The sequence below is a fragment of the Bdellovibrio svalbardensis genome, assembly GCF_029531655.1.
GTDB lineage: Bacteria > Bdellovibrionota > Bdellovibrionia > Bdellovibrionales > Bdellovibrionaceae > Bdellovibrio > Bdellovibrio svalbardensis.
This window is the reverse complement of the sequence record NZ_JANRMI010000001.1, coordinates 804,327-830,475: the sequence shown is the minus strand read 5'-3', so window position 1 is coordinate 830,475 and position 26,149 is coordinate 804,327. Positions and strand designations below refer to the sequence as shown.

15 protein-coding genes are annotated in these 26,149 nt (G+C 47.5%); 10 read left to right on the top strand and 5 right to left on the bottom strand.

Annotated features, from left to right (window positions below; translation table 11 throughout):
* The first annotated feature begins 21 nt into the window (after nt 1–21).
* Nucleotides 22–702: a TorF family putative porin gene (locus NWE73_RS03965; RefSeq protein WP_277576982.1), complete on the top strand. Its 681-nt coding sequence runs from the start codon at nt 22–24 to the stop codon at nt 700–702.
* Here the strand turns inward: NWE73_RS03965 and NWE73_RS03960 are convergent.
* A complete protein-coding gene (locus NWE73_RS03960) occupies nt 674–1,633 on the bottom strand; it encodes a flagellar motor protein MotB (RefSeq protein ID WP_277576981.1) in 960 nt (319 codons plus the stop codon). The genes NWE73_RS03965 and NWE73_RS03960 overlap by 29 nt on opposite strands.
* A gap of 152 nt (nt 1,634–1,785) precedes the next feature.
* Nucleotides 1,786–2,655, bottom strand: coding sequence for a flagellar motor stator protein MotA (motA, locus tag NWE73_RS03955; protein WP_277576980.1), 870 nt, complete (start codon nt 2,653–2,655; stop codon nt 1,786–1,788).
* A 102-nt stretch (nt 2,656–2,757) separates the two neighbouring features.
* Between motA and NWE73_RS03950 the strand changes: the two genes are divergently transcribed.
* The 3 genes from NWE73_RS03950 (at nt 2,758) to NWE73_RS03940 (ending at nt 5,703) form a co-directional block, all read left to right on the top strand.
* On the top strand, nt 2,758–4,566 hold the full coding sequence (locus tag NWE73_RS03950) for a protein-disulfide reductase DsbD family protein (protein WP_277576979.1): 1,809 nt from the start codon (nt 2,758–2,760) through the stop codon (nt 4,564–4,566).
* Nucleotide 4,567: 1 nt separating this feature from the next.
* Entirely contained in the window at nt 4,568–5,191 is a 624-nt protein-coding gene (locus NWE73_RS03945) for a hypothetical protein (protein ID WP_277576978.1), read from the top strand.
* 134 nt (nt 5,192–5,325) lie between these two features.
* Nucleotides 5,326–5,703, top strand: coding sequence for an SRPBCC family protein (locus NWE73_RS03940; RefSeq protein ID WP_277576977.1), 378 nt, complete (start codon nt 5,326–5,328; stop codon nt 5,701–5,703).
* Here NWE73_RS03940 and NWE73_RS03935 read toward each other — a convergent pair.
* The 3 genes from NWE73_RS03935 to NWE73_RS03925 all read right to left on the bottom strand — a co-directional run bounded on the left by NWE73_RS03935 (nt 5,700) and on the right by NWE73_RS03925 (nt 7,420).
* Nucleotides 5,700–6,308: a hypothetical protein gene (locus NWE73_RS03935; protein WP_277576976.1), complete on the bottom strand. Its 609-nt coding sequence runs from the start codon at nt 6,306–6,308 to the stop codon at nt 5,700–5,702. The two genes, NWE73_RS03940 and NWE73_RS03935, sit on opposite strands and share 4 nt — an antisense overlap.
* Nucleotides 6,284–6,805, bottom strand: coding sequence for a hypothetical protein (locus NWE73_RS03930; RefSeq protein ID WP_277576975.1), 522 nt, complete (start codon nt 6,803–6,805; stop codon nt 6,284–6,286). Before NWE73_RS03930 ends, NWE73_RS03935 begins: the two co-directional genes overlap by 25 nt.
* An 87-nt stretch (nt 6,806–6,892) precedes the next feature.
* Nucleotides 6,893–7,420: a hypothetical protein gene (locus NWE73_RS03925; RefSeq protein WP_277576974.1), complete on the bottom strand. Its 528-nt coding sequence runs from the start codon at nt 7,418–7,420 to the stop codon at nt 6,893–6,895.
* A 173-nt stretch (nt 7,421–7,593) separates the two neighbouring features.
* Here NWE73_RS03925 and NWE73_RS03920 point away from each other — a divergent pair, with 173 nt between their 5' ends.
* The 6 genes from NWE73_RS03920 (at nt 7,594) to NWE73_RS03895 (ending at nt 26,036) form a co-directional block, all read left to right on the top strand.
* Nucleotides 7,594–8,646 (top strand): hypothetical protein, encoded by a 1,053-nt coding sequence (locus NWE73_RS03920; RefSeq protein ID WP_277576973.1) that lies wholly within the window; start codon nt 7,594–7,596, stop codon nt 8,644–8,646.
* Nucleotides 8,601–9,518 (top strand): pseudouridine synthase, encoded by a 918-nt coding sequence (locus NWE73_RS03915; RefSeq protein ID WP_277576972.1) that lies wholly within the window; start codon nt 8,601–8,603, stop codon nt 9,516–9,518. Before NWE73_RS03920 ends, NWE73_RS03915 begins: the two co-directional genes overlap by 46 nt.
* A 3-nt stretch (nt 9,519–9,521) precedes the next feature.
* The gene (locus tag NWE73_RS03910; protein ID WP_277576971.1) at nt 9,522–10,409 is read left to right on the top strand and encodes an EamA family transporter; all 888 of its coding nucleotides are present in this window, start codon (nt 9,522–9,524) and stop codon (nt 10,407–10,409) included.
* Between the two features lie 130 nt (nt 10,410–10,539).
* Nucleotides 10,540–15,981: a tail fiber domain-containing protein gene (locus NWE73_RS03905; protein ID WP_277576970.1), complete on the top strand. Its 5,442-nt coding sequence runs from the start codon at nt 10,540–10,542 to the stop codon at nt 15,979–15,981.
* Between the two features lie 104 nt (nt 15,982–16,085).
* Complete coding sequence (locus NWE73_RS03900) at nt 16,086–20,114, top strand: tail fiber domain-containing protein (RefSeq protein WP_277576969.1); 4,029 nt, start codon at nt 16,086–16,088, stop codon at nt 20,112–20,114.
* Nucleotides 20,115–20,297: 183 nt separating this feature from the next.
* A complete protein-coding gene (locus NWE73_RS03895) occupies nt 20,298–26,036 on the top strand; it encodes a tail fiber domain-containing protein (RefSeq protein WP_277576968.1) in 5,739 nt (1,912 codons plus the stop codon).
* Nucleotides 26,037–26,149: the final 113 nt, after the last annotated feature.

Here is a 26,149-nt window from a genome sequence, read left to right as displayed (position 1 = left end):
CCACAATGAAAAGCACTATCTATGCGAAGATACATTGGTTTTATCATTATTTTATTCGGTCTTTGTGGCGCTCATGCTGCAGAGAATTCTTCACCCACTTTCAAAATGACGGGCGATGTAAGCCTTCTTTCACATTATGTGGAGAACGGCCTTTCACAATCCGACAAATCACCGGCCCTGCAGGGATCGTTTTGGTTTAATTTTGGACCCCAGTTTCGTTTGGGTTTGTGGGGTTCCAACACCAACTTCCATAACAGTGATGACCACTTCAACCTGCGCATCAATGCAGATGTGAAAATCAATTTCTCACCAACAACCAATGCCATTATCGCCTACAGCGAAAGTCAGTACTTCAAAGCTGGTGACCGCAACGGCAATATTGTCGGTCTGCATTTGAACTTTGGAGATTTCAAAGTTCTTTACGATCACATGAGCAATTGGGAGGGGACAAAGCATGCTTCGTCCCGATATGCTTTCGGACTGCTTTCGCATGTCTTTAATGGCTGGGAATGGAATAACGAAGCGGGATACAATACTCCCGATGTTACGACCTTAGATCCTTATTTTGATTTAAAAACCGGCTTGGGAACAAAATGGGGCGTGATCTTTTTTGAGGGCTCCGTGACTGGAACTTCTGCAAGTTCAAATCTAAACGGAGCCGGAGATGTTTTCTTTATTCTGTCAGCGAAGACGGAATTTTAGTTTCTTCCTTGAGCTCGTCGTCCACTTGCTGTCTAAGAGGCTTCTTTGAATGCTCTTCTGCTTTACGACGAGTGCTGATCTGCTGAACAAAGTTATCATAAACTGACATGTCGACACGGGCCTCACCGAATAAGTTTTGCAACTTACGAGGTTTACGTCCATCCGAAGTCAGTTCTTTTTGCGCAATTTTAACTCTGATAAAACCAATCAACTTCTTTGGATCCACTTCGCCACGTTTTTCCTTCACATTGATGCCGCCCGAGACATTCACGGTGCTGCTTTCAAGCGAAGCCAGGATCTTATTGCGAACCACATCATAACGTTGAGAAGCGACGCGATTTGCCGTCATCAAACTGGCATCAGGAACGGCTTGCACAAACAAACCAGATGTCACTTTGATTTCCGCATCTTTCAAACCCGTGGTGATTCCTTTGATACGATCCATGACATTGACGAAGTTCGCGTTCGGTTGCGAAGAACCTCTTTCAAACAACATATAATCAGGAATATCGAAGTCGAAACCTTCTGGAGTTACGACCACATTCTTTGCCACATCATTCATCTGATCGGCAAGAAAGGCCGCAACCACTTTGGTAGAACCCATATCTAAAAGATTTGGAGTTTTATCAATCGGCTCCATAAAACTTTGGAAGGCTTTCATCGGCTCGTTCAACAAGTCGAGGAAAAGTTTTTCCAGAGTGATTTCAGCACCGAAGTTTTGGAAATTATATTCAATTACGGACGGCGTAGAGAAATAGTCTGAGACCGCTTTTTTAGTCTGATCAGATTGTCCTACGATCCACATAACGAGGAAGAAGGCCATCAAGGCCGTCATGAAGTCTGCAAGAGCCACTTTCCAGGAGCCCCCGTGACCACCACCGCCTTGGACGATGATCTTCTTGATTACGATCGTCTGTTTTTTCTCTGCCATACTTCACAATCCGTTCGTTCAGTTCTGTTAAAGCTACCTACTCCAGCGAAGCTGGAGTGTAGACCAGCACTTTTTCTTATTACTCAGTCGTAGCTTTTTACCCCGTACAGACTTCCCTACTCCGACGAAGTCGGAGTGTAGGCAAGCTGAAATTAGGCTGCTGCCTTCTTAATCTCTTTAGTTGCCTTATCTACTTCAGCAAATGTCGGGCGCTCTTCAGGCATGATCGAGCGACGTGCGTACTCCACACAAACTATCGGAGGAGCGCCACGTTGCAATGCCACCAAGGCTGCTTTAATACATTGTAAGTAACGACCTTCGGCTTCAATATCCGCAGCCATTTTTGTCGCCGTCGGTTCAATCAAACCGTAGGCGCAAAATACCCCTAACATCGTACCAACAAGGGCATGGGCTACGTATTCCCCGATCACTTCTGTACCGGCCGTCAAAACACCCATGGTTTTAACGATACCAAGTACGGCGGCAACGATCCCTAGTCCCGGGAAACCACCGGCAACTGCTGCAACAGCATGTTGCGCCAAATGTTCCTCGGCATGAATACCTTTGATATCCGCATCCAACAAATCATCCACATCATAAGGAGAAAGTTCCGCAGACAAAGTCACCTTCATCGTATCGCACAAAAAATCCACCGCGTGATGGTTGTGCATAAAGCTTGGGTAAGCTTTAAAGATGTCAGACTTTTCCGGCTCCTCGATATGCTTCTCAATTCCCTGAGGTCCTTCTTTTCTGAAAACCTGAAAGAGTTGGAACAGCATCTGCATCAATTCCACATAGTCTTTTTTCTGAGGACCTTTTGAAGTCATCGCCTTAATAGAGAGCTTAATCCCCATTTTTACGATCTTCATTGGGTTGGCAATCACATAGGCACCGAAAGCGGCACCACCGATGATCACCATCTCTAGCACCGCAGCTTCAAGAATGACGCCCATCTTACCGTGACCGGCAATATAGCCCCCGAATACTGTCGCAAATACAATCAATATACCTACAAAACCCATAAGATATGACCTCTTAGAGTCTCTATCGGATTGATACGTGCTAGTATTGAGTCATATGCAAATAATCTTGCCCATAGTCGAGAGAGGGAATAGAAAAAGGATATGAGATCAGCGTTAAATTACCTTTTGTTGGCCCTGCTTATTACTTTCTCCAGTCTTACGTCTTGGGCGCAAGCAAATCCCAATGACACAGATCCCATGATTGCTTCCGCACAGGTTGTTCCTTATGAGTGGAGTCCAGGTCAAAGTGGAACTCTTACCATTAAGATGAAACTTCCTCCGGAATATCATGCCTATGAAGACAAATTCAGCGTGGTCATTCTTGAACCGGATGGCTTCAAAGTGGCTCCATCAAAAGTGGAACCCATTGCCACTTGGTTTGATAAGTTCTCAAAGAGAGAACGCCGTGGCATGCAACACGAAGCGACCTTAACGGCACACATTGAAGCCCCGACTCGATTCTTAAAAAAACATGACAAGATGAAGTTGGAGCTGGTTTATCAAGCGTGCTCTGATCAATTCTGCTTGTTCCCGACGACCAAAGCTCTGAGCGTTCCCATTGTTACTCCGATGGTGGAAGGTGAATCTCAATTGACCACGCCTTCTCCTGAGAGTGCTCCTGCACCTGAAGGCAGTTTCTTTGATACTCATAACTTTAAAAAATATCTGGGCTCCAGCATTTTTGCAGGACTGATCTTCGTTTTCCTGGCGGGAGTTTTCACAAGCTTCACTCCTTGTATCTTCCCGATGATTCCAATCACCCTCGCCGTCTTGGGAAACCATTCAGAACAAAAAACTCGTTTGCAGAATTTCATCACCAGCTTGGTCTATGTCCACGGTATTGCGACGACCTACTCGTTATTGGGTCTCGCCGCAGCCTCTGGCGGTGGTGTCTTTGGAGCTAGCCTGGGCAATCCTTATGTCCTTGGTGTTGTTTGTTTGATCTTCCTGGCGATGGCACTCAGCATGTACGGCCTGTTCGACTTGCAAGTCCCAGCGTTTCTACGCAACAAACTCAGCAACGGTTCTTACGGCAAAGGTTTAGGTGGAGTTTATCTAACTGGTTTGTTCGCTGGTATCGTTGCAAGTCCTTGCGTGGGACCAGTCTTAGTGGCCATTCTGACTTACGTTGCTTCGACTCAGAATAAGCTCATCGGCTTCTTCTTCCTCTTTACTTATGCCATGGGTTTAGGTTTGATTTTCATTGTCCTCGGACTTTCCAATCAAATGGTCAAAGCCCTGCCACGATCTGGCGCTTGGATGAATGGCTTTAAGTTTGTGCTCGGCTCCTTGATGCTTTCTGCATTCTATTACTATTTGAATCTGCTGCTTCCGGATCGTCCTTTCGATGGCTTGTTAGGCATCGGCCTGATCATTATTGCGAGTGTTTATGGTGCCTTCATGAACATTAAAAATCGCGGTCCTGCCAGCCTCATTCAAAAGGGTATGATGCAGGCGACATTGATCGTCGGTATCGGATATATTTGTTTGTCCGTCTTTGATTTGCGTCCCTATATTCGCGGCAGCATCATGGCTGACAACTCTTTGAATCAGGTGCAAATGCTGAATTGGAAGGACTACTCCGATGAAGCCCTCGCCCAAGCCACCAAGGAACGTAAGCCCGTCATCATCGACTTCTGGGCTGAGTGGTGTGCCGCATGCCATGAACTTGCAGAGAAAACCTTCACTGATGTGCGCGTTCGCGCCATGGCCGGCAACTACACTTTGCTGAAGTTCGACGCGACCAAAGACAGCGAACAACTTCGTGCCTTGAAGAAAAAATATAACATCCAAGGCTTGCCAACTGTGATCTTCATTAATTCCAATGGCATTTGGATTGACGCTTTGACGCTGACTCAATTTGAAAAGGCGGACGCGTTTTTAACTCGGATGGAAAAAGGCGCGAAATAACGTGAAAAAAATCATCGCGATGCTATCACTGGCAAGTCTGATCATTATGGGAGCCATGATTTATCTGGTTAAGAAAGGTGTCAGCCTTCGCGCCGACACCTTGATCAAACCCTCAGAGATCAGCACCAACGACACCAACGTCAGTCACGCTGTGGCCTACCGTCTTTTTCCCGACTTTCAAAGCCATGACATGATCATCGTCGGAGTTCCCGAAGAGGATTCCCGTCTGCAAGTGCTCGCCGAACAAATTGCCATCGAAGCCGAAAAGCTATTGGGACAACCCATTCACCGTGCCGCAGACAAAATGCATCTGCAAGACTGCGGCAAATTGTGTTGGGTGAAAGTAAAACCTGAAGAAGCGCAAGAGCTCGAGAAAAATTCCTATATTCCTTCTGTGATTCAGCCACTCGGCCGCACCTATTTCACTTTAAATCTGCTTGAATTTTCAGGCTACGATGCCGAGGCATTAAGTGCCTGCGAACAAGAAAAACGTTTGGATCTTAAGTGCCTGGTAACTTTATCTGTTAAACAGGCTGAAAGAAAAATGAAAGATCCCAACAAACGCTACTTTTTTATGAAGAAGTACGAAGATCGCGGCAATTATTTATTATTACAAAAAAACTAACTAGGAAATCTGTGTTAGTTTTCGGGCGACATTGACCATACAACACTCAAAGTCTTAGCCTCTGTTGTATGGCGCATGTCTTTGCAAAACCCGATCTCACAAGAAGACCCGCGTTCTGCCAGACAGAGCGCACTATGAATTTAAGTCCCGATGCGATCTATCGCGCCTGGACTCAACAAATCGACGCCTGGTTTGCCACTCCCGAGACGGCTTTAATGAGGCCTGAAATCAACGAGCCCTTCTTCTTTTTAGTCAGCCATGAAGACCAACAGCACCCTCACTATGGGCGATTTCTTAAATTGGAAAAGAATAAATTGATTGAGCTGACCTGGCTCACAACGGGAACTCTCGGGGCCGAAACCTGGGTGACCGTGGCGCTGACTCCTCAAGAATCACGCACCCATGTTCTGCTGACTCACGCAGGCTTCCCCAATGAGGAATCCATGCTTCAGCACAAAGAGGCGTGGCCGAAAGTATTAGAACAATTGGAAAGACGCATTTCTAAACTTTAGCGGACTGTTTTTATTTCTTCTTCAATCAAAAAGTCATTTCGCGCCAAACCCAGCAGACGCAAGTGCGGTGTCGCCAAGATCAACAATGGGTAAATCAGAATCGCGGCTTCGAGAATATCCTTAAAAGTATTAATCATGTACAACCGCCAAAACAGCTCGGAACCATATGCGCCGGTTTGCACGTAGGAAGACAAAAACAAAAAATTGCCAATAAGATTCTGGATTAATAACACCCAGAAAAAGAAATTCCACATTCCCTTTTTCGATCTCAGAGCTTGTGTCGCGCACATCTGCCTGTAAAGCAAATAGCCCATAAAAACCTTGGTGGCATTTGCGAGGCCGTAGAAAATAATCACCATGCCATCGCCAATACCATAAAGATTTGCTGTCATCATCTCAGCAACGATGTGTTGTGGGTAAACTCGTGCGCCCCACCAAAAATAGAGGGGCAATGAAACCAGATAAGGCAAATAGATCCACGCTACATGATCCGACATGAAATAGCGCAACGAAATCACTTTCGCCATCGTGATAATTAAAAAGGGTGCCCACCACGTCCAACGAGGCAGAGCACTTTCCTTTATCGGAACGGTGACTTTTTCCATTGCGCCCAACCCCGGTGCGAAAAACTGTTACTAAGAAATATAAACAGCGGAAAACTAACCAAAAGCCCCATCAGGGTATCGATTAAAGTCACTTTTACATAGTGATAAAAGAACATATTTGCCGGATAGGCCTGATTGAGGGCCAAAACAGCCATCACGGCATAACTTCCAAAAATATTGGGCAGAGCAAAACAAGCCAACCAACAACAAAAAAGATTTTTAGTTTTAATGAGATCGCGCTGACCCATTTTGAAAACCGTCCAAGCGGCCCAGCCCATCGCTATTTTCGACAGTTCGGCGGTAGCTAGAAGAAATATAGAAAAACCAGCAATTCCAGCGAGGTGAGCTCCCATTGCACTGGCGACAAATGCCGCAATAAAAACTCGAGGGCCCCACCACAAGGCCATGGGAACGCCGATCAGATATGGAAAATAAAAAAGATAGATCCCTGGGGAAATGGTGACAATTGTACTTAAAAAACGTCCGCCAATTTGCACAAAAAACGGAACAACCCAGGTCCACCATGGAAGGACCACCTTTTCAGATTCCCCACTTCTGTGAGTCTCTGGGCTGTTTTTGCTCATTTAGAGCCTTTTTAAGCGGGCGATTTCCATTTTCGACTCGTTCAAAGCGGCCTGACAGGAAATCATTTGCGCTTCTTTCTCTGCCAAAAGCTTTTGCAGGTGATTCATGCGGACTTCAAAGCTTTTGATCACGTTGTTGTGGCGGTCCACCATTTCTTGAACTTTCAAATCCAGACTTCTGCGCTCGTTCACACGCTGAGTAAGCTGAGTGATCTTCTGTCCTGCCTCAGTCGCAAGGCCGTTGTGACTTTGCTCCAAACGAGTTAACAAATGCTGATTGCGCTCAAACTTGGCGTTGGTGCTTTTGATCAACTCGTTCACAGTGCCGACGATTTTGTTCATCTGCTCTGCCATGGCTTGATTTTGAGTCTTCAATTCGAAGATTTGGCGATCTGTATTGAGATAGTTCGTGCCGTTGGAAGCCATACTGGACGTGCTTTCCATGCTTCTGTCCATGGAAGGAGTCAAACTAGAGGACTTTGCAATTTTCTTTTCGCCAAAAAGTTCGGGATTCAATTCTTTATGCATTCTGCGCCCCTCCGTAGGACATCATTCTTAGGTACGGACATACTTTTGGTAGAGATTGCGCGTCACTTTGTGCCGCACAATCTCTACCAAAAAAATGTCCGTACCTGAGTATATTTTTTCTGGACTAAAAATTCAAATGTTCATACGTTAGGGCCCAAGGGAAACACGCAAAAATGCTAAAAGTTGGACAGCTGCTAAAATTCGTCAGTGATCTCAATCCGCAGAATACGCCGACGCGTCTGTCATTCTATAACTTCCTTAAGGGTTTCCCTCACGCAGACGACGTTTTGACTCCGGAATTGATCGAAACATTCTTTGCTTATTGCATGGATTATCCGCACTGGGCTTCGAATAAACAGCAATTGGGTCACGAAGTTCAGTTCTTGCTGGAAAACTTCAATGCATTTTATCAGCAGAAATTTGATCTGGCTCCGATTCGTTTTCCGCAGCACACGCAGATCGTTGAAATCGAACAAGCTTCGGATTTGATTGACGCGGTGAGTTCATACATCAAGACAATCAGCAAAGAAGGCGATAAGTTCCGCGTTCTACCGGATCAAAACAAACGTGTCGTTGCGATCCTTTTGCGCGCAGACAAGTCTTTGGAAGTTCGCACTTTCGACAAAAAATTCACCATCCGTCATGGCGCCCTGGAACCTTTGCGCAGTGACTTGGTTCTTTACTACACTCCTGAACTGGAATTGAGCGCCCACAATACTCATAAAATAGAGGTCGCTCCTTACATCACAGCACAGTTCCGCGTGGTAAAAGACAAGATCACGGGCGTCCTTCTGCGCGGCTATGTTTTCCAAAAACTCTTGGAAATGAAGAACGAGCCTTTGCAGGATCAGACTCGCGTTTTGTTCCCGATCAAGCGACTTGAGCAATTTTTTCTCGATCGTCGCACAGATCCTTACTATCAGGATCTTATCAGCCAGCTAGAAAGAACCGCCGCTCTAATCCAACAGGGCGACGCTGAGGCCTTGAAATGGGCTAATATCATCCTGGGCAAGGCTGATACCGCTCTTGAAAACATCTTCTTAGGCGATAAATTGATGACTCTTTTGGCTCGTGATGTCCGTCACGCCCTCGGAGAACACAATCGCAAGAATATCTCCTCCTCATCAGCCCTCAGTAGTGATATATTGATCGCTCAACAATTACCCGAGGCTGATGAAGAATGTCTGAAGATAGCTCCACTCAAAGAGTTCGACTTAACAAATTAATCGCTGATAGCGGCCTAGCTTCTCGCCGTCATGCGGACCGCATGATCGAAGAAGGCCAAGTGACTGTAAACGGCAAGCGCGTTTACGAGCTTGGTGTTAAGGTAGATCCCACTCTAGACAGCATCAAAGTAAACGGTAAGGTTCTAAGAAAACCTCTCGCTCAAAAGCTTTATCTAGTTTTCAATAAACCTGCTGGCGTTCTGACTACGATGGAAGATCCTGAGGGTCGTCCAACTGTGGCTGAATACCTTGGTGGAGTTCCTTCTCGCGTATTCCCAGTGGGACGTCTGGACTGGGACTCCGAAGGCATGATCCTTTTGACCAACGATGGCGACTATGCCAACAAAGTCATGCATCCAAAAGCAGAAGTAACAAAAACTTATCTTGTGAAATTGGATGGCCAACCGCAACCGCACCAATTGGAAAAACTTCGCCAAGGGGTTTCAATCATCGGCGGTAAAGTATCCGCTCGTCATATCGAAAAGATCAAAAAAGCCGGCGACAAAAAATCTGATAAATACGAATGGTTCAAAATCGTGATCACAGAGGGTAAAAACCGTCAGATCCGTCAGATGTTCGCGAAAATCGGTTTTGACGTTATCAAGCTTCAACGTGTGGCGATCGGTCGCTTGCGTTTGGGGGCTCTTAAAACTGGAGCTTTGGTTTATATCAATGAGGCTGCCGCTGAACGCGTCTTCTTGGCGGATGATCCAGAAGAGCTGAAAATGAAAAAAGCTTCGCCTTATGCAGGTCGCGCTCCTTCTGCAAAGAAGACCGCAAAACCAGCATCACGCATTCGCCTTAAAAAAGAAGGCGGCAAAACCGGGTATTCTGGTGGCGTGAAAGTAGCTTCTAAAGGTTCAAAAAAATAGCTTATGAAAATCAGCCCACGACTTCGCGGAATTATTGAAATTTCGATTGGCAGCGTGGGTTTTGGTTTCTTGGGCATCTTCGGAAAGATCGCCTTTCAAAGCGGTCTTTCTGTCGGAGAGTTTCTTTCCTACCGCTTCACTCTTGCAGCCCTTCTGATCTGGATCTTCCTTCTGCTGTTCAAGCCTGACTGGATTCGTCTTTCGAAAAAACAAATCTTTGTCGCTGCCATGTTGGGAATCTTTGGCTATGCCTTTTTCTCGACCCTGTATTTCAAAGCCGTCGAAGGCGTCAGTGTCACTCTCGCGGCGCTCCTGCTTTATACTTATCCATTTTGGGTGAATATCTTTTCGCACTTCTTCACTCACGATAAAATTTCGCGCAAAGAGGCTCTGTGTTTGATAGCCGCTTCTGTCGGACTTTTGATGTTGTTATGGGGCCATCTTGAAGTGAACAATTTCTGGGCGGTGGCCGCTGGCTTAGGGGCAGCAATCAGTTACGCGATCTATGTTCTTCTGTCAGGACGCTTGCAGAAAACTGTTCGCCCCATCACTTCCAGTCTCTATGTTATTACCTTTGGAGCCTTGGCACTGTCGGCGTTTCACCAGCCGCACTTTTCAGATCTGCTTAAACTGACAACGACCCAAGCGACCAGCATTCTGGGCATCGCGGTGATCAGCACCATCATTCCATTAACTATGGAATTGGCCGCTTTGCAGAAATTGAAAAGTTCTGAGGTTGCTTTGTTGATGATGATCGAACCCATCACGGCAGCTCTCTTAGGTACCTGGTATTTCCATGAAACTTTAAGCTTACGACAACTATGTGGAGCCCTCATAATTGCGATGGCCTTGGTTGCTAACACACTCGCGAAAAAGCCTCAGCCGGAATAAGACTGTTACACCAGTTTCCACGGCTTTCCTGAGTCATATTCACTAATTATTGAGTTTCAATCCCAATATATAATCTCATTCTAGACTCAGGCCCCTCATTTTTTTTGTCAAAAAGCCGATAAGTTCTGTAATGAGAACCTGTACGTTAACTGCACTTCTAGTCTTCTCACTATTCTGCTCGCTATGGGCAGAGGCTTCGCCCAATTCTTTAACCTACCAGGGACGCATTCTCAAATCCGACGGCACTCCCCTTGAATATAATAATGTCAGCTTTCTTTTTGAAATTACAAATCCCAGCGGCAATTGCGTTCTTTATCGCGAGCAACGTAACACAGTAAATATGATGAGCTCGGGTGGTGTGTTTGACGTGCCGATTGGTTCGGGAACTCAACTCTTCCCTTCAGATCCGCTCTATACTCTTTTAGATTCTTTCAATAATGCCAAACTTCAAAACTGTGATGGTGGTGCGACCTATACTCCTGCACAAGGTGATATTCGCTTATTGAAAGTGAAGTTTCACGATGGCGTTGGTTGGAAGTCGATTTCTCCGTCTAGTGAAATTCGCTCCGTTCCTTATGCAGGGTTTGCTTTGGCGGCCGAAAAACTGGGCAGCAAAACTGAAAATGACTTTGTTGCGAAGACTCTTCTTCCGACTTGTAGTGCTGGAACTTTCCTTGCTTGGGACGGCTCTGCTTTTGCCTGCAATAGTGTGAGTGGAGCCAGCGGCGGAACAGTCACCTCCGTCACATCCAGCAATTCTTATTTAACTATTATCAATAATACGTCCACGCCGGCCCTTACACTGAATGTCGGCACTGCTGCTAATACAGTGGCTGCTGGTAATGACTCGCGCTTTACGGATGCGCGCACTCCGATCGGAACTGCCGGTGGAGATTTAGGTGGAACCTACCCAAATCCTTCTGTTGCGAAAATTCAGGGGGTCGATGTTAGCGTCGCGGCTCCTGCTTCTGGACAGTATTTGAAATATTCCAGCGGTCAGTGGGTGAACTCAGCTATTGCGATTGCCGATGTTACTAACTTATCGACCAATCTTTCTGGTTACCACACCACGGCCGCATTTAACACCGCTGTTGGCAGCGCGAACTGCGCTGACTATGAAACTCCTTACTGGAATTCAGTGGCCTCCAAGTTTCTTTGCCAGCCTATTAACGTCTCTGTCGCGGGTGATGTGAGCGGTGCAATTGGCGCGATCACTGTGAATAAGATCAAAGGCGTCTCTGTAGATGCGACAGCTCCCCTGACCGGTCAGGTTCTAAAATATGACGGCACTAAGTGGGCGCCAGCAGCGGATAATAATGGTGGCGGTACTGTGACCAATGTCACTGGCACGGCTCCGATCAGTGTGAGTTCCGGAACTACAACTCCAGTGGTTTCGATTTCTCAAGCGACTACTTCTACGAATGGTTACTTGAGTTCTGCAGATTGGAATACCTTTAATGGCAAACAAGCAGCGGGCAGTTATATCACTGCGCTGACTGGGGATGTAACGGCAACCGGGCCAAACTCTGCTGCTGCGACAGTGGCTAAACTTCAAGGTAGTACCTTAACGATTACGACGCCTGCAAATAAAGACTATCTGAAGTTCAATGGCACGGCCTTCGTGAATTCACCTCTACTTGCAAGTGATTTAAGTGGAGCCATTCCCGCTGCAAACCTTCCCGCTTTTACCGGCGGTGATGTCACTTCCTCCGCAGGTTCTGTGGTCTTGACTCTTGCCAACACCGCCGTGACTGCTGGCTCTTACACAAGAGCTAATATCACAGTAGACTCAAAAGGCCGAATCACCTCCGCTGCCAATGGATCGGCTATAAATTTAGCTTCAGAAGTTTCAGGAGTTCTACCCATCGCCAATGGTGGTACGGGAGCCTCAACAGCTATCACGGCTTTCAATGCGCTTTCGCCTATCACAACCAAAGGTGCATTGATCACCAATGATGGAACGAACGATGTCAGTTTGACCGTTGGTACAAATGGACAAGTTCTTTCAGCGGATTCAGCACAGTCTGGTGGTTTAAAGTGGATCACTCCAACCACCGGTACAGTGACCAATGTCACTGGCACGGCTCCGATCAGTGTGAGTTCCGGAACAACGACTCCGGTGGTTTCAATTTCTCAAGCCACTACATCTACGAATGGCTATTTAAGTTCGGCGGATTGGAATACATTTAATGGAAAACAAGCAGCGGGCAGTTATATCACTGCGCTGACCGGAGATGTGACGGCAACCGGGCCAAACTCTGCAGCTGCGACAGTGGCTAAACTTCAAGGTAGTACCTTAACGATTACGACGCCTGCAAATAAAGACTATCTGAAATTCAATGGCACGGCCTTCGTGAATTCGCCTTTGTTGGCAAGTGATTTAAGTGGAGCCATCCCTGCGGCAAATCTTCCAGCCTTTACGGGTGGCGATGTGACTTCCTCGGCCGGCTCTGTGGTGCTAAATCTGGCTGCCGTAGGAACTGCGGGAACTTATTATAAAGTGACGACTGATTCTAAAGGACGTGTGACTTCGGGCTCTGCCTCTTTGGTGGCTGCCGATATTCCAGGTCTTGATTGGTCGAAGATCATATCGGGAAAACCCACGACTCTTTCTGGTTATGGCATCACCGACTCACTCGTATCAAATGCCGGTGGGACTCCAAGCATTCAAACGGGACTTGATGCAAGTAAACCCGCATCTCCCACTGCGGGCGCCATTTACTTTGCGACAGATTCCAAAGTTATCTATCAGTACAACTCTGGCTCTTGGGTTTCGATTGCTTCTGCTGCGGGTTCTGGAGGAACCATCACGGGAGTGACTGCAGGTACTGGGCTGAGTGGTGGTGGTGCTTCTGGTTCTGTGACTTTGAATCTTGCCAATACAACCGTCACGGCAGGTTCTTATACCAGAGCAAACATCACGGTGGATGCGCAAGGAAGAATTACGACTGCGGCAAATGGTTCCGCTATCAATTTAGCCTCGGAAGTTTCAGGTGTCCTACCAATTGCCAATGGTGGTACGGGAGCTTCAACAGCGATCACCGCTTTCAATGCGCTTTCTCCGATCTCAACCAAAGGTGCTTTGATCACCAATGATGGCACAAACGATGTCAGTTTAGCAGTTGGTACAAACGGACAGGTGCTGTCTGCAGACTCAGCTCAATCGAGTGGATTGAAGTGGGTCACGCCAACAAATGGAACTGTGACCAGCGTCACTGGGACTTTACCTGTTGTTGTCGCAACTGGAACAACGACTCCGGCAATTTCAGTGAATGCCGCGACAACATCCGCTCAAGGTGTCGTGCAAGTCGGAGCCGGTATTGCCGTGGCTTCAGGAACCATTTCTGCTGATCCCGCGAACTTCCCTTCTGTTGTTCCTGTTTCCAAAGGTGGAACCGGGGCTTCATCCATCACGGCGAATCGCTTGGTTGCTTCAGATGGTACGGGTTCTTCCTACATTCCTTTCAATTGTGCTGTTGGCCAGACCATCACATTCAATGCCAGTGGTATTCCAGGCTGTCAGTCTTTCACTGCGGCGGGCTTCTTCATCAATGGAGGAAACTCTTTTGGTGCAGCTGCAACATTGGGAACTAATGATGCTTATACTCTTGGTTTCAAAACGAACAACTCTGTGGCAATGACGATTGATACCGCTGGTAAAGTGGGAATCGGAACGGCAACACCAAGCGATCTTCTGACTTTATCCAGCGCGGATAGCTCCAATGGGGTTTCGATTATTAATACATCTTCGTCCAGCGCGCGATCTCCTGGATTCAATGTTTATAACTACTCTGGATCCGCCTCAGGTAATGCTTCCTTGTTGCTTCAATCAGCTCGGGGAACTTACGCAGCAGCGACTTCAGTTAAAAGTGGCGACAAGTTAGGACAAGTTCTGTTTCAAGGTTTAAAAAATGGTTCGACTTATGCGACCGGTGCGCAGATCTACGCGCAGACTTCAGAAGATTGGGCGGCGGGAACCGCTGGCACGCAATTACTTTTTAATACGACGGCGACTGGCAGCACCTCAACATCTGAGCGAATGCGCATCGCTGAGACCGGAAATGTCGGCATTGGTGCGAGTGATCCGAAAAATCTTTTGCAAGTTGGACCTAGTGGTTCGCAAACAAACCTTTACGGAGTTTATGTTGGTTCATATCTCAGTTCTGCGGGACAAGCACAGTACAATGGAAACTGGGTGAACTCTGGATATTGGGGTATTGGTCCTGCGACTTCCGCAAGCGACAACACCATTCGCATTGGCAATACCTCTGATCAACTTGGGAATTGGAGTGCGTCGCAAAATCTAAAGTTACTCGTCGGTGGCAACATCATCACGCAAACTCAGGATAATGATGCTGTCGTCTATGCAAAATCTGTCACCTCTGCCTCCGTCAGTAGTGGAGGAACATTTATCGGAACACGCGCTCGCGGTACAATTGCAGCCCCCACTCACCCTCTTTCAGGAGACCTCATATCTCAGTTCTTGGGAAAAAATGGAATCGTTGGAACAACCAGCCCTGGCATGGTGATCTGGGCATCAGAGGACCAAACAGCATCGGCACAGGGGGATTACATCACTTTCCGCACAACTCCAAATGGAACAACCACTTCAACTGAAAGAATGCGTATCACCAACTCAGGTTATGTCGGAATCGGTACTCAAACGCCGGGAAGCTTGTTACATCTGGCAGCCACCAGTGGCAGCAGACTCTTGAATATTCAATCAAGTGGACTTGCTGGTGATCAGCGGGCTTCGATGATTATGGGTGGTTGGGAGGTTGGCCAAGACTCTCAGATCAACGGCACCAAAAATTTCTTCATTTATGACTCTCCGAGCTCCAGTGTTCGAATGACCATCGACACCAATGGATGGATGACTCTCAATAAAGGTGGCGCGGCCGCGTCGATCGCACCATTTAGCATCTACAACCCAAGTGCGGCCTATATGGCTTTCGAAGAAGCGGATATGAATCAAAAATTCTTCCAGGGCGTTGACGGCGGTCAATTTTGGATTCGCCCGGGGCCAACAACTGCAAGTGCTAATGCGCTAACTATCAGTGCCGGTGGCTTGATTGGAGTTAATGGTGCCGTCAATGGCAGTTACAACTTTTATGTAAATGGTACCGCAGGTGGAACCAGTGCCTATGTGAATGCTTCGGACGAACGCCTTAAGAAAAATATCGAAACAATTCCAAGTTCGTTGGAAAAAATTCTTCAACTTCGCGGCGTCACCTTCGATTGGCGGCACGATGTGCGACCAAATCTAAAATACCCGGAAAAACGGGACATGGGGGTCATCGCACAAGACGTGGAAAAAGTCTTCCCAGAAGCCGTCGATACAGACACCGAAGGCTATAAATCTGTGGGCTATACAAAGCTCATTGGACCTTTGGTTGAGTCGACTAAAGAACTCGCAGGTCTTTGCAAAATGAACGAGTCACAACTGGCGAAACTTCAATCTATTGTCGAGAAGCAAAGTCGTGAAATTGCTTCTCTGAAACAGGAAAACAGCGAACTGCGTGAGGCTATCTGTGAGGTCAATCCAAAGTCTAAGATCTGCAGAAAGAAATAGCCTCATTGTCGTCTCCTATTGAGAATAGAATGATCCCTCGTGTCTGTTAAGAAGCTGACCCTTTGGATCTCATGAAAACCAGAAAAATGACCGATACAACAAGCATGAGAACTTGTACGTACTTGATCATTCTATTCTCTATATTTGGGCTTCTCCATGTGCAAGCCTCACCAAATTCGTTAACCTATCAAGGGCGTATTCTTAAATCTGATGGCACTCCTCTAGAATACAACAATGTTAGCTTTCTATTTGAAATTACAAATCCCGCCGGAACCTGTGTTATCTATCGCGAGCAAAAAAATGCTGTAAATATGGCGAATTCCGGTGGGGTTTTTGATGTACCGATAGGTACCGGAAGCAAACTTTTTCCTCTCTCGCCCACTAAAACTCTTTTAAGTGTTTTCGATAACTCTTCAAATTTGGATTGCGGCGATGCGAACAATAATGTCGCAAGCACCTACTCTCCGGCTCAAGGTCATTCGCGAATTTTGCGCGTGCAATTTCACGACGGCACAGGCTGGAAATTGATCAGTCCCGATAGTGAAATTCGCTCAGTCCCTTATTCGGCTTTCGCACAATCCGCGCAGACTCTTGGATCAAAAACCGCAGATGACTTTGTTCTTAAAACAGGCTTGCCAACTTGTGCTGCCGGAACGTTCTTAAGTTACGATGGGACAAGTCTTTCGTGTGCTGCCGTTTCCGGGGCGGCGGGAGGCACGGTCACAACTGTAACCTCCGGCAATTCTTATCTGACTATCGTCAATAACACATCGACTCCTACGCTGACTTTGAACGTAGGAACAGCTTCAAATACAGTTGCGGCAGGCAATGACCCCCGTTTCACCGATGCTCGTGTACCAACAGGAGCTGCCGGTGGAGATCTTGGTGGAAGCTATCCAAATCCTTCTGTTGCGAAAATTAATGGCACCGCTTTGTCTTTAAATGCGCTGACCTCGGGTCAGGTTTTAAAATACGACGGAGCGAATTGGATTAATTCGGCCATTGCTATTTCTGATGTCACAAATCTTTCTACGACTCTTAGCGGTTATCAAACTGTCGCGGCATTCAACACTGCCGTCGGCAGCGCTAACTGTACAACTTATGAAACTCCTTACTGGAACTCCGTTGCTGGCAAGCTTCTTTGTCAGGCCATCAATGTCTCTCTTGCTGGCGACGCCAGCGGGAGCATTGGTGCCGTGACCGTCGATAGAATCAAAGGAGTTCCTGTCGGAACGGCCGCTCCTACGACGGGTCAGGTTTTAAAATACGATGGCACTAAATGGGCCCCTGGTTCTGACAATGATGGTGGCGGCACGGTCACGAATGTCAGTGTGAGCGCTCCCTTGAGCGTAACCAATGGTTCCACGACGCCAGCAATTTCAATTTCCCAGGCGACCACTTCGACAAGTGGTTATTTGTCTTCTGCAGATTGGAACACCTTCAATAGTAAACAAGCAGCAGGCAACTATATCACTGCACTGACTGGTGATGTGACGGCCAGTGGCGCTGGCTCCGCAAATGCTTCCGTGGCGAAACTTCAAGGGAGTACACTTACGATCACGACTCCTGCAAATAAAGACTATTTGAAATACAACGGCTCCTCATTCGTGAACTCCCCATTGCTTGCCAGTGATTTAAATGGAGCAATTCCTGCGGCGAACTTGCCTGCTTTTTCTGGCGATGTAACTTCCTCGGCTGGATCTACGACCTTGACTCTTGCCGACGTAGGAACTGCAGGCACTTATTATAAAGTAACAACAGACGCCAAGGGTCGCGTTAACTCGGGGGTTGCTTCTTTAATAGCTACGGATATTCCCTCTTTGGATTGGACTAAAATCACCACCGGAAAACCAACAACGCTTTCTGGATATGGGATCACGGATTCTTTGATTACAAATGCCGGAGGCACTCCGAGCATTCAAACAGGTTTGGATGCAAGTAAGCCGGGTTCTCCTTCTGCTGGGGCAATTTATTTCGCAACTGATTCAAAAGTTATTTATCAGTACAACTCTGGTTCTTGGATTTCCATTGCTTCGTCATCTGGTTCCGGTGGCACCATCACAGGTGTGACTGCAGGTACTGGATTAAGTGGTGGCGGCACAACGGGCACTGTGACTTTAAATCTTACAAATACTGCTGTAACTCCAGGTTCCTATACCCGTGCGAACATCACCGTGGATGCTCAAGGTCGTGTGACCAGTTCGAGCAATGGCGCCAGTGTGAACCTGGCTTCAGAAATCACAGGAACACTTCCGATTGCAAATGGTGGCACAGGCGCGACAACGGCCTTAGGGGCCTTCAATCTTCTATCTCCCCTCACCACAAAAGGTGACCTTCTTACGCGCGATGGCACCAACAACATTCGTCTTCCTGCCGGCACCGACGGACAATTTCTTTCGGCTGATTCGACGCAAGCCAGTGGATTGAAATGGGTGACACCGACGAATGGGACCGTTACGAGCGTGAGTGGAACTCTTCCAGTCGTCGTTGCCACTGGCACGACGACTCCGGTAGTTTCTGTGAATGATGCGACCACTTCGACAAAAGGTATCGTGCAAGTGGGTGCAGGTATCGCTGTCAGTTCTGGAACCATCTCTGCAGATCCTGCCAACTTCCCTTCTGTTGTGCCGGTTTCTAAAGGTGGCACGGGAGCTTCCTCCATCACGGCCAATGGGCTTGTCGCTGCAAATGGCACGGGCACCGCTTACACTTCGTTCGCTTGCGGCGTGGGACAAACAATTACTTTTAATGCGTCAGGTGTTGCTGCCTGTAGCACCTATACTTCCGCTGGACTTTTCCTAAATGGCGGAAACTCATTCGCTGCCGCAGCAACGATTGGAACAAATGACAATAATACTTTTGCGATTGAAACCAATAATACAACACGTTTGACTGTGGATACATCTGGCAATGTCGGGATTGGTACAACAACTCCAGCGGCAAGATTAAGTGTGGTAGGAACTGGCTTCACAGATAGCTCGGTTTATGCCACTCGCTATGGCAACCACAGCTCAGGCGCCGCATTCTGGAGCGTAAAAAATCGGGGCACATCAGAAGCGGTCTACGCTCCCGTATTGGCCAATGACTATCTTTCCACTCTTGGTGCTGCTGGGGTTATAGATACAGTGGGAACCCAAGTTACTGCGGGGGCAATAAGTTACATCGCGGAATCAGATTGGTCAGCAGGCGTCACACCGGCGGCATTGCTCTTCAAAGTGAATGATGGCAATGACACTGCTGCACTCACTGAACGAATGAGAATTGATTCTTCTGGCAGAGTTGGAATCGGCACGGCCAGTCCGGGGCAAAAGTTAAGCGTCGCCGGAACCATCGAATCCACGAGCGGTGGTATTAAATTTCCGGATGGTACCACTCAAACAACGGCCGCTTCTGCAAGTGGTGCCACATCTGGAATTGTTCGCTATAATTCGGGTCGACGATACTATGATGGTACTTATGCCACTAGCTGTGCAGCTTATCTAGCCGGGGCCGGATTGAAATCTTATGCGGGGGATGTCGGGGATGGTGTTTACACTATAGACCCTGATGGCGCCGGCCCAATTCCACAGCTGGATGTCTGGTGCCACATGAGTCAAGGCGGTTGGATGTCATTACCGACAGGTCGACTCACTGTCGGCAAGAACTTTAACAACACTTCGGATGCGCTATCAATGGAACCAGAAGGAGGGTTCCTGAATCAAAAGGTGTATCTTCACTCTGCCGTTGCTGGCTCCTCCGGAGCTAACTGGATCGGAGGATGCATTATCCTGGATACCGACGGCATCACACACACCGATGTCGCATTGGTTTGGGATGCAAACTATATCTATGGAAGTGCGAAATCTATCTCAATCGGCGTTTCGTCTAACTTAGTCACTTTTCAAAATGATATTTACAACTACATCACTCCTGCAGATGTCACATATACCGCAACTTCTACTATCATCGATTCGAAGACAGATTCGACAACAGGAATACAGTTTAATACAATCGCGTTTAACGGCGAATTCAGAAATATTCAATTTGGTAAGTATGCACTCAAAACACAAGGCCGAAGATATATTTATATCTGCACTGGAAGCTATAGCTCGGGCTTTTGGCATACCGCTGCCGTAAGAGTGAAGATCAAGTAGAGGAAAACAGCGAACTGCGTGAGGCTATCTGTGAGGTCAATCCAAAGTCTAAGATCTGCAGAAAGAAATAGGCCTCAATACCACGCCAAATGGAAGTCTCATTTTAGGAACACTAGCATCCCTCATTTAATAAACAGTCCCATGGGGTCTCATAATTTTTGTTAAAAAGCCGATAAGATCAGTATGAGAACTGGTACGTGCTTGATCATTCTATTCTCTATATTTGGAGCTTTCCATGCGAAAGCCTCACCAAATTCGTTAACCTATCAAGGGCGTATTCTTAAATCCGATGGCACTCCTCTAGAATACAACAATGTTAGCTTTTTATTTGAAATTACAAATCCCGCAGGAACCTGTGTTATCTATCGTGAGCAAAAAAATGCTGTGAACATGACGAATTCCGGTGGGGTTTTTGATGTCCCGATCGGTACCGGAACCAAACTTTTTCCTCCCTCGCCAACTAAAACTCTTTTAAGTGTTTTCGATAACTCTTCAAATTTGGATTGCGGCGATGCGAACAATAATGTTGCAAGCACCTACTCTCCGGCTCAAGGTCATTCGCGAATTTTGCGCGTGCAATTTCACGACGGCGCAGGCTGGAAAGTCATCAACCCTGATAGTGAAATTCGCTCAGTCCCTTATTCGGCTTTCGCTCAATCCGCACAGACTCTTGGATCAAAAACCGCAGATGACTTTGTTCTTAAAACGGGTTTACCAACTTGTGCTGCCGGAACGTTTTTAAGTTACGATGGGACAAGTCTTTCGTGTGCTGCCGTTTCGGGAGCTTCAGGTGGTACCGTCACAGCCGTAACCTCTAACAATTCTTACCTTACCATAGTCAATAATACATCGACTCCCGCTTTGACTGTGAATGTGGGGACAACAGCGAATACAGTAGCTGCCGGAAATGACTCCCGCATCGTCAATGCTCTTCAGCCAGGAACAACTGCCGGTGGAGATCTTGGCGGAACTTATCCTAATCCGTCCGTTGCGAAACTCAACGGGACCACTTTATCAACGTCCGCACTGACCTCTGGTCAGGTTTTAAAATACGATGGAACGAATTGGATTAATTCGGCCATTGCTATTTCTGATGTCACAAATCTTTCTACGACTCTTAGCGGTTATCAAACTGTCGCGGCATTCAACACTGCCGTCGGCAGTGCGAACTGTACAACTTATGAAACTCCTTACTGGAACTCCGTTGCTGGTAAGTTTCTTTGTCAGGCCATCAATGTCTCTCTTGCCGGCGATGCAAGTGGCAGCATTGGTGCTGTGACTGTTGATAGAATCAAAGGAGTTCCAGTCGGAACGGCCGCTCCAACGACGGGTCAGGTCTTAAAATACGATGGCACTAAATGGGCCCCTGGTTCTGACAATGATGGTGGTGGAACTGTCACAAATGTCAGTGCCAGTGCCCCTCTCAGTGTGACCAATGGATCCACCACACCAGCAATTTCGATTTCTCAAGCGACCACTTCGACAAGTGGTTATTTGTCTTCTGCAGATTGGAACACCTTCAATAATAAACAGGCAGCAGGCAACTATATCACTGCACTGACTGGCGATGTGACGGCCAGTGGGGCTGGCTCTGCGGCAGCCACGGTTGCAAAGCTTCAAGGAAATACACTTACGATCACGACTCCTGCGAATAAAGACTATTTGAAATACAATGGTTCCGCATTCGTGAACTCCCCATTGCTTGCCAGTGATTTGAGTGGAGCAATCCCTGCTGCGAACTTGCCTTCTTTTTCTGGTGATGTGACTTCTTCCGCAGGCTCTACGACTTTAACTCTTGCCGACGCAGGAACTGCAGGCACCTATTATAAAGTTACAACGGACTCAAAAGGACGTGTCACTTCTGGCGCGGCTTCGTTGGTCGCTGCAGATATTCCCGCTTTAGATTGGGCTAAGATCACAACCGGTAAGCCAACAACTCTTACTGGTTATGGCATCACCGATTCTTTGGTTACAAATGCGGGAGGCACTCCAAGCATTCAAACAGGTTTGGATGCAAGCAAACCAGGCTCTCCTTCTGCCGGAGCGATTTACTTCGCGACCGATTCTAAAGTGATTTATCAATACAACTCAGGCTCTTGGATTTCAATCGCTTCGTCTTCTGGTTCTGGCGGCACCATCACTGGTGTGACTGCAGGTACTGGATTAAGTGGTGGAGGTACAACGGGCACTGTGACTTTAAATCTTGCGAACACCGCGGTGACTCCAGGATCTTATACCCGCGCGAACATCACCGTGGATGCTCAAGGTCGCGTGACCAGTGCCACCAATGGTACAAGTGTGAACTTGGCTTCAGACGTGACTGGAACACTTCCGATTGCAAATGGCGGTACAGGTGCGACTACAGCTTTGGGGGCCTTCAATCTTCTGTCTCCCCTGACCACCAAAGGTGATCTGCTTACCCGTGATGGCACCAATAATATTCGCCTTGCTGTCGGCACAGACGGACAGGTCCTTTCTGCCGATTCGGCTCAAGCCGGTGGCTTGAAATGGGTGACGCCGACGAATGGGACTGTCACAAGTGTGACCGGAACACTTCCAGTCGTCGTCGCTACCGGTACGACAACGCCTGTGATTTCTGTGAATGATGCGACCACTTCCACTAAAGGAGTCGTGCAAGCAGGTGCCGGTATCGCTGTTAGTTCTGGAACTATCTCTGCCGATCCTGCCAACTTCCCTTCTGTTGTGCCGGTTTCTAAAGGCGGCACAGGAGCTTCGTCTATCACAGCCAACGGGCTTGTCGCTGCGAATGGCACAGGGACTGCTTACACTTCATTCGCCTGCGGCGTGGGGCAAACGATTACATTTAATGCTTCAGGTGTTGCAGGTTGTTCGACCTTTGACTCTGCGGGATTTTTCCTTAATGGCGGCAACTCTTTCGGAGCTGCAGCTACGATTGGAACTAACGACAATAATAGTTTTGCGATTAAGACTAACAACATCACTCAAGTCACTGTCGATACCAACGGGAACGTTGGTATTGGTACAGGACTTCCGAACGCATCTGTAGACATTGTCAAATCAGGAACTGCTTCTTACACTGGATTCAAATCCAATATTTCCAGCACTGCAGCCAATGCGACGGGCCTCGACACTTATGCAAATGGTTCCAATTACTCGACGGGTGTTTTAGTTGAAACAGAATCAAATGGAGCCTCCGTGGGCGTGGATGTCTATGCCTCCGTTAACAATGCTGGCGGGTCCTATGTTCGGGGCATTGATGTGGGCATCAATGACAGTTTAGTTGCTGGATCAGGTCTAAGACTTTTTGCCGACACGGGAACATCAAAGGCTTCGAAGGCCATCGACATCGCATCAGGCTTTAACTCTGGATATGCCATTTATGCAAATACAAATGGTAAGTCTTACTTTAAGGGAAATATTGGCATAGGCACGACCACTCCAGCAGTCTCATTGGATATCGGTTCAAAAACTGACGCTCTTCGTATGCCGAATGGAACGACCGCGCAACAACCTGCATCACCCGGTAATGGAATGCTTCGCTACAATACAACAACAAACTTTGCGGAAGTTTATCAAAACGGTGCCTGGGTCAGTCTAACCACTTCTGCCGGTGGCTCGAATGTAACCACCAACTCTTCTGGTGCCGTTACGATTGCTGCAGGTGGAACAAATCAAAATGTGACTTTGCAATCTTCGGGCACCGGAGTTGTAACATCTCCCAGTATTGTGACCATCACGAACGCAACCGCCTCAACCGCCTCAAACAATGGAGCTCTTGTTGTTAGTGGTGGCGTCGGAGTCAGTGGTGCTATCAACGCCGGAGGCAGCATCAGCTCCGCAGGCAGTGTTTCCGCAACGACCAGCATGTACACTCCAATTATATATGGTAGTTCCGCAGCCAGTGGAACTTTGACGTTGGATTCTACATCACATGCGACTAAAGGAAGCATTCTGCTTGCACCAAGTGGAGGCACTGTCGGTATTGGCACAAGTAATCCAACTAATATTCTACACATTTCAAAAGACCAAAATGCTGCCACCTTCGCTTATATTACCAACGAAACATCCGACACGGCCGCCCGCTCTGGAATCATCATTGGGTCCTCCAGCGCAACAACTGCATCCCTTCAATACTTAAGCGCCAACTATACCGCCGCTGGCGCACTTCAACCTTCAACAACTATTTTGGCGGCAGGCTCTGCTTCCACAAATGGCCTGACCTTATTAACAAATACTGGCGCTCCAATTCAGTTTTGGCCTGGCGGAGGTGCCAACCCCAAGGTCACTATGCTTAGCAGTGGTTACTTGGGAGTCGGAACAACTTCGCCAATTTCAAAAGTTCACCTTTTAGATACCAGCTTCGCTGGATCTACATATAGCGCTACTAGATATGGCAATCACAATGTCGCTGCTGGATATTGGACATTTAAAAATCGAGGCACTGCCGAAACAACTTACTCTCCGGTATTGCAAGGAGATGAGCTTGGAAGCTTTGGTAGTGCAGCTACTTTTGACACGACCAGCGCCACAGCCACAGCTGCCTACATGGCACCATTTGCAGACGGAAACTGGGCAGCTGGGTCAACTCCCGGTGGTATTAAATTTATGACCAATAATGGGACTGGCATGAGTGAAAAAATGCGAATCGATTCAGATGGCAGCATTGGAATTGGAACAACAACACCGGGAAGAATGCTACACGTGGTCCGAGCAGGCGATGATAACTTGAGTGGGGATGCTGCTGTCGTTCAATTTGACCGGAAAGCCATTTCGGGCACTCCGGCAAATGAGATCGCAAGCTTCATTCAATTAGGCTTACCAAACAGTGCCAATAGTGTTGTTTTAGCTGCTGACATTGGAGCAAAATTAACTACCGTTACACCGGGCGCAGAAAAAGGCGTCTTGTTGTTCAGAACGACAACTGCTGGAAGCGCTACTGAAAAAATGCGCATTGATAGTACTGGCAACGTCGGGATTGGCACCACCGCCCCAGCCAACACATTGTCTGTGACCGGAAGCACAGCAACTTCTCAGGTTCGAATCGCCAACAGTACTTATGGCGGATACCTGACCGTCGCCTCTGCCAGTAACTCCCTCATCGGTTCTGGTGGCGCAAAATGGAGTGGGTCAACTTGGATTCCTGAATCAACGTCTGCATCCGCTATTAACGTCGGCACTGGTGGAATTAGCTTCTATTCGAATAATGGCCTGACGATCGGCACTGCTTACACTCCGACACAAAGAATGAACATCAACAACAGCGGACAGGTTGCCATCGGGTCCTCCACGGGCAGTGCTTGGTCAACAAGCCAACTCACGATCGGTGATTACTCAAGTAGCGCCGCCATCGTTGCACTTCGAAGACCTTCATCATCCGCAAATCTGGATTTTTATGTTCCCTATGCTGACTCCGATGGTGGAGGCAATTTTGGCTATGGCTATCAGACAAGTTCGGGAATGTTTAGATTGTGGGATAGCGTCGCTGGTGCACGCATGAATTTTACAAATTCTTCAGGAAATATGTGGATCGCCGGAACTTATTCCAACGGTTCAGATCGCCGTTTCAAGAAAGACATCCATGTGATTCCGGATGCTCTCAATAAAGTTTTGCAGCTAGAAGGGGTGACTTATCACTGGAAGCCTTCCGTAAATCCCGACAAGTCGGAACAAATTGGGGTCATTGCCCAAGACATTGAAAAAGTGTTCCCACAGGCTGTGAAAACCGACGCCGACGGTTATAAGTCAGTGACTTATGGCAATCTCGTTTCACCTTTGATCAATGCAATTAAAGAGTTTTACGCTCTATGGAGTAATGATTCTGAGAAAACTCACCGCGAGATGGCTTCCTTAAAACAAGAAGTCGAAACACTGAAAGAACAGAATGCAGAACTAAAAACATATCTCTGTCAGAAAGACCCCAAAGCCCCTATCTGCAAATAGCTTCGCAGATCATATCTCCAAGTTAAAAGCTGTTTTAGGGGCTATGGCTGCGTCAGTGTCTCAAAATGAAATCCCAACAAAACCTTCAAGTCCTAGATTGAGAAAGCTCAAAG

Coding starts and splice junctions, on each gene's coding strand:
- NWE73_RS03960 (WP_277576981.1), bottom strand. CDS start 1,633: ATGGCAGAGAAAAAACAGACGATCGTAATCAAGAAGATCATCGTCCAA.
- NWE73_RS03950 (WP_277576979.1), top strand. CDS start 2,758: ATGAGATCAGCGTTAAATTACCTTTTGTTGGCCCTGCTTATTACTTTC.
- NWE73_RS03910 (WP_277576971.1), top strand. CDS start 9,522: ATGAAAATCAGCCCACGACTTCGCGGAATTATTGAAATTTCGATTGGC.
- NWE73_RS03965 (WP_277576982.1), top strand. CDS start 22: ATGCGAAGATACATTGGTTTTATCATTATTTTATTCGGTCTTTGTGGC.
- motA (WP_277576980.1), bottom strand. CDS start 2,655: ATGGGTTTTGTAGGTATATTGATTGTATTTGCGACAGTATTCGGGGGC.
- NWE73_RS03935 (WP_277576976.1), bottom strand. CDS start 6,308: ATGGAAAAAGTCACCGTTCCGATAAAGGAAAGTGCTCTGCCTCGTTGG.
- NWE73_RS03920 (WP_277576973.1), top strand. CDS start 7,594: ATGCTAAAAGTTGGACAGCTGCTAAAATTCGTCAGTGATCTCAATCCG.
- NWE73_RS03895 (WP_277576968.1), top strand. CDS start 20,298: ATGAGAACTGGTACGTGCTTGATCATTCTATTCTCTATATTTGGAGCT.
- NWE73_RS03940 (WP_277576977.1), top strand. CDS start 5,326: ATGAATTTAAGTCCCGATGCGATCTATCGCGCCTGGACTCAACAAATC.
- NWE73_RS03925 (WP_277576974.1), bottom strand. CDS start 7,420: ATGCATAAAGAATTGAATCCCGAACTTTTTGGCGAAAAGAAAATTGCA.
- NWE73_RS03915 (WP_277576972.1), top strand. CDS start 8,601: ATGTCTGAAGATAGCTCCACTCAAAGAGTTCGACTTAACAAATTAATC.
- NWE73_RS03900 (WP_277576969.1), top strand. CDS start 16,086: ATGAGAACTTGTACGTACTTGATCATTCTATTCTCTATATTTGGGCTT.
- NWE73_RS03905 (WP_277576970.1), top strand. CDS start 10,540: ATGAGAACCTGTACGTTAACTGCACTTCTAGTCTTCTCACTATTCTGC.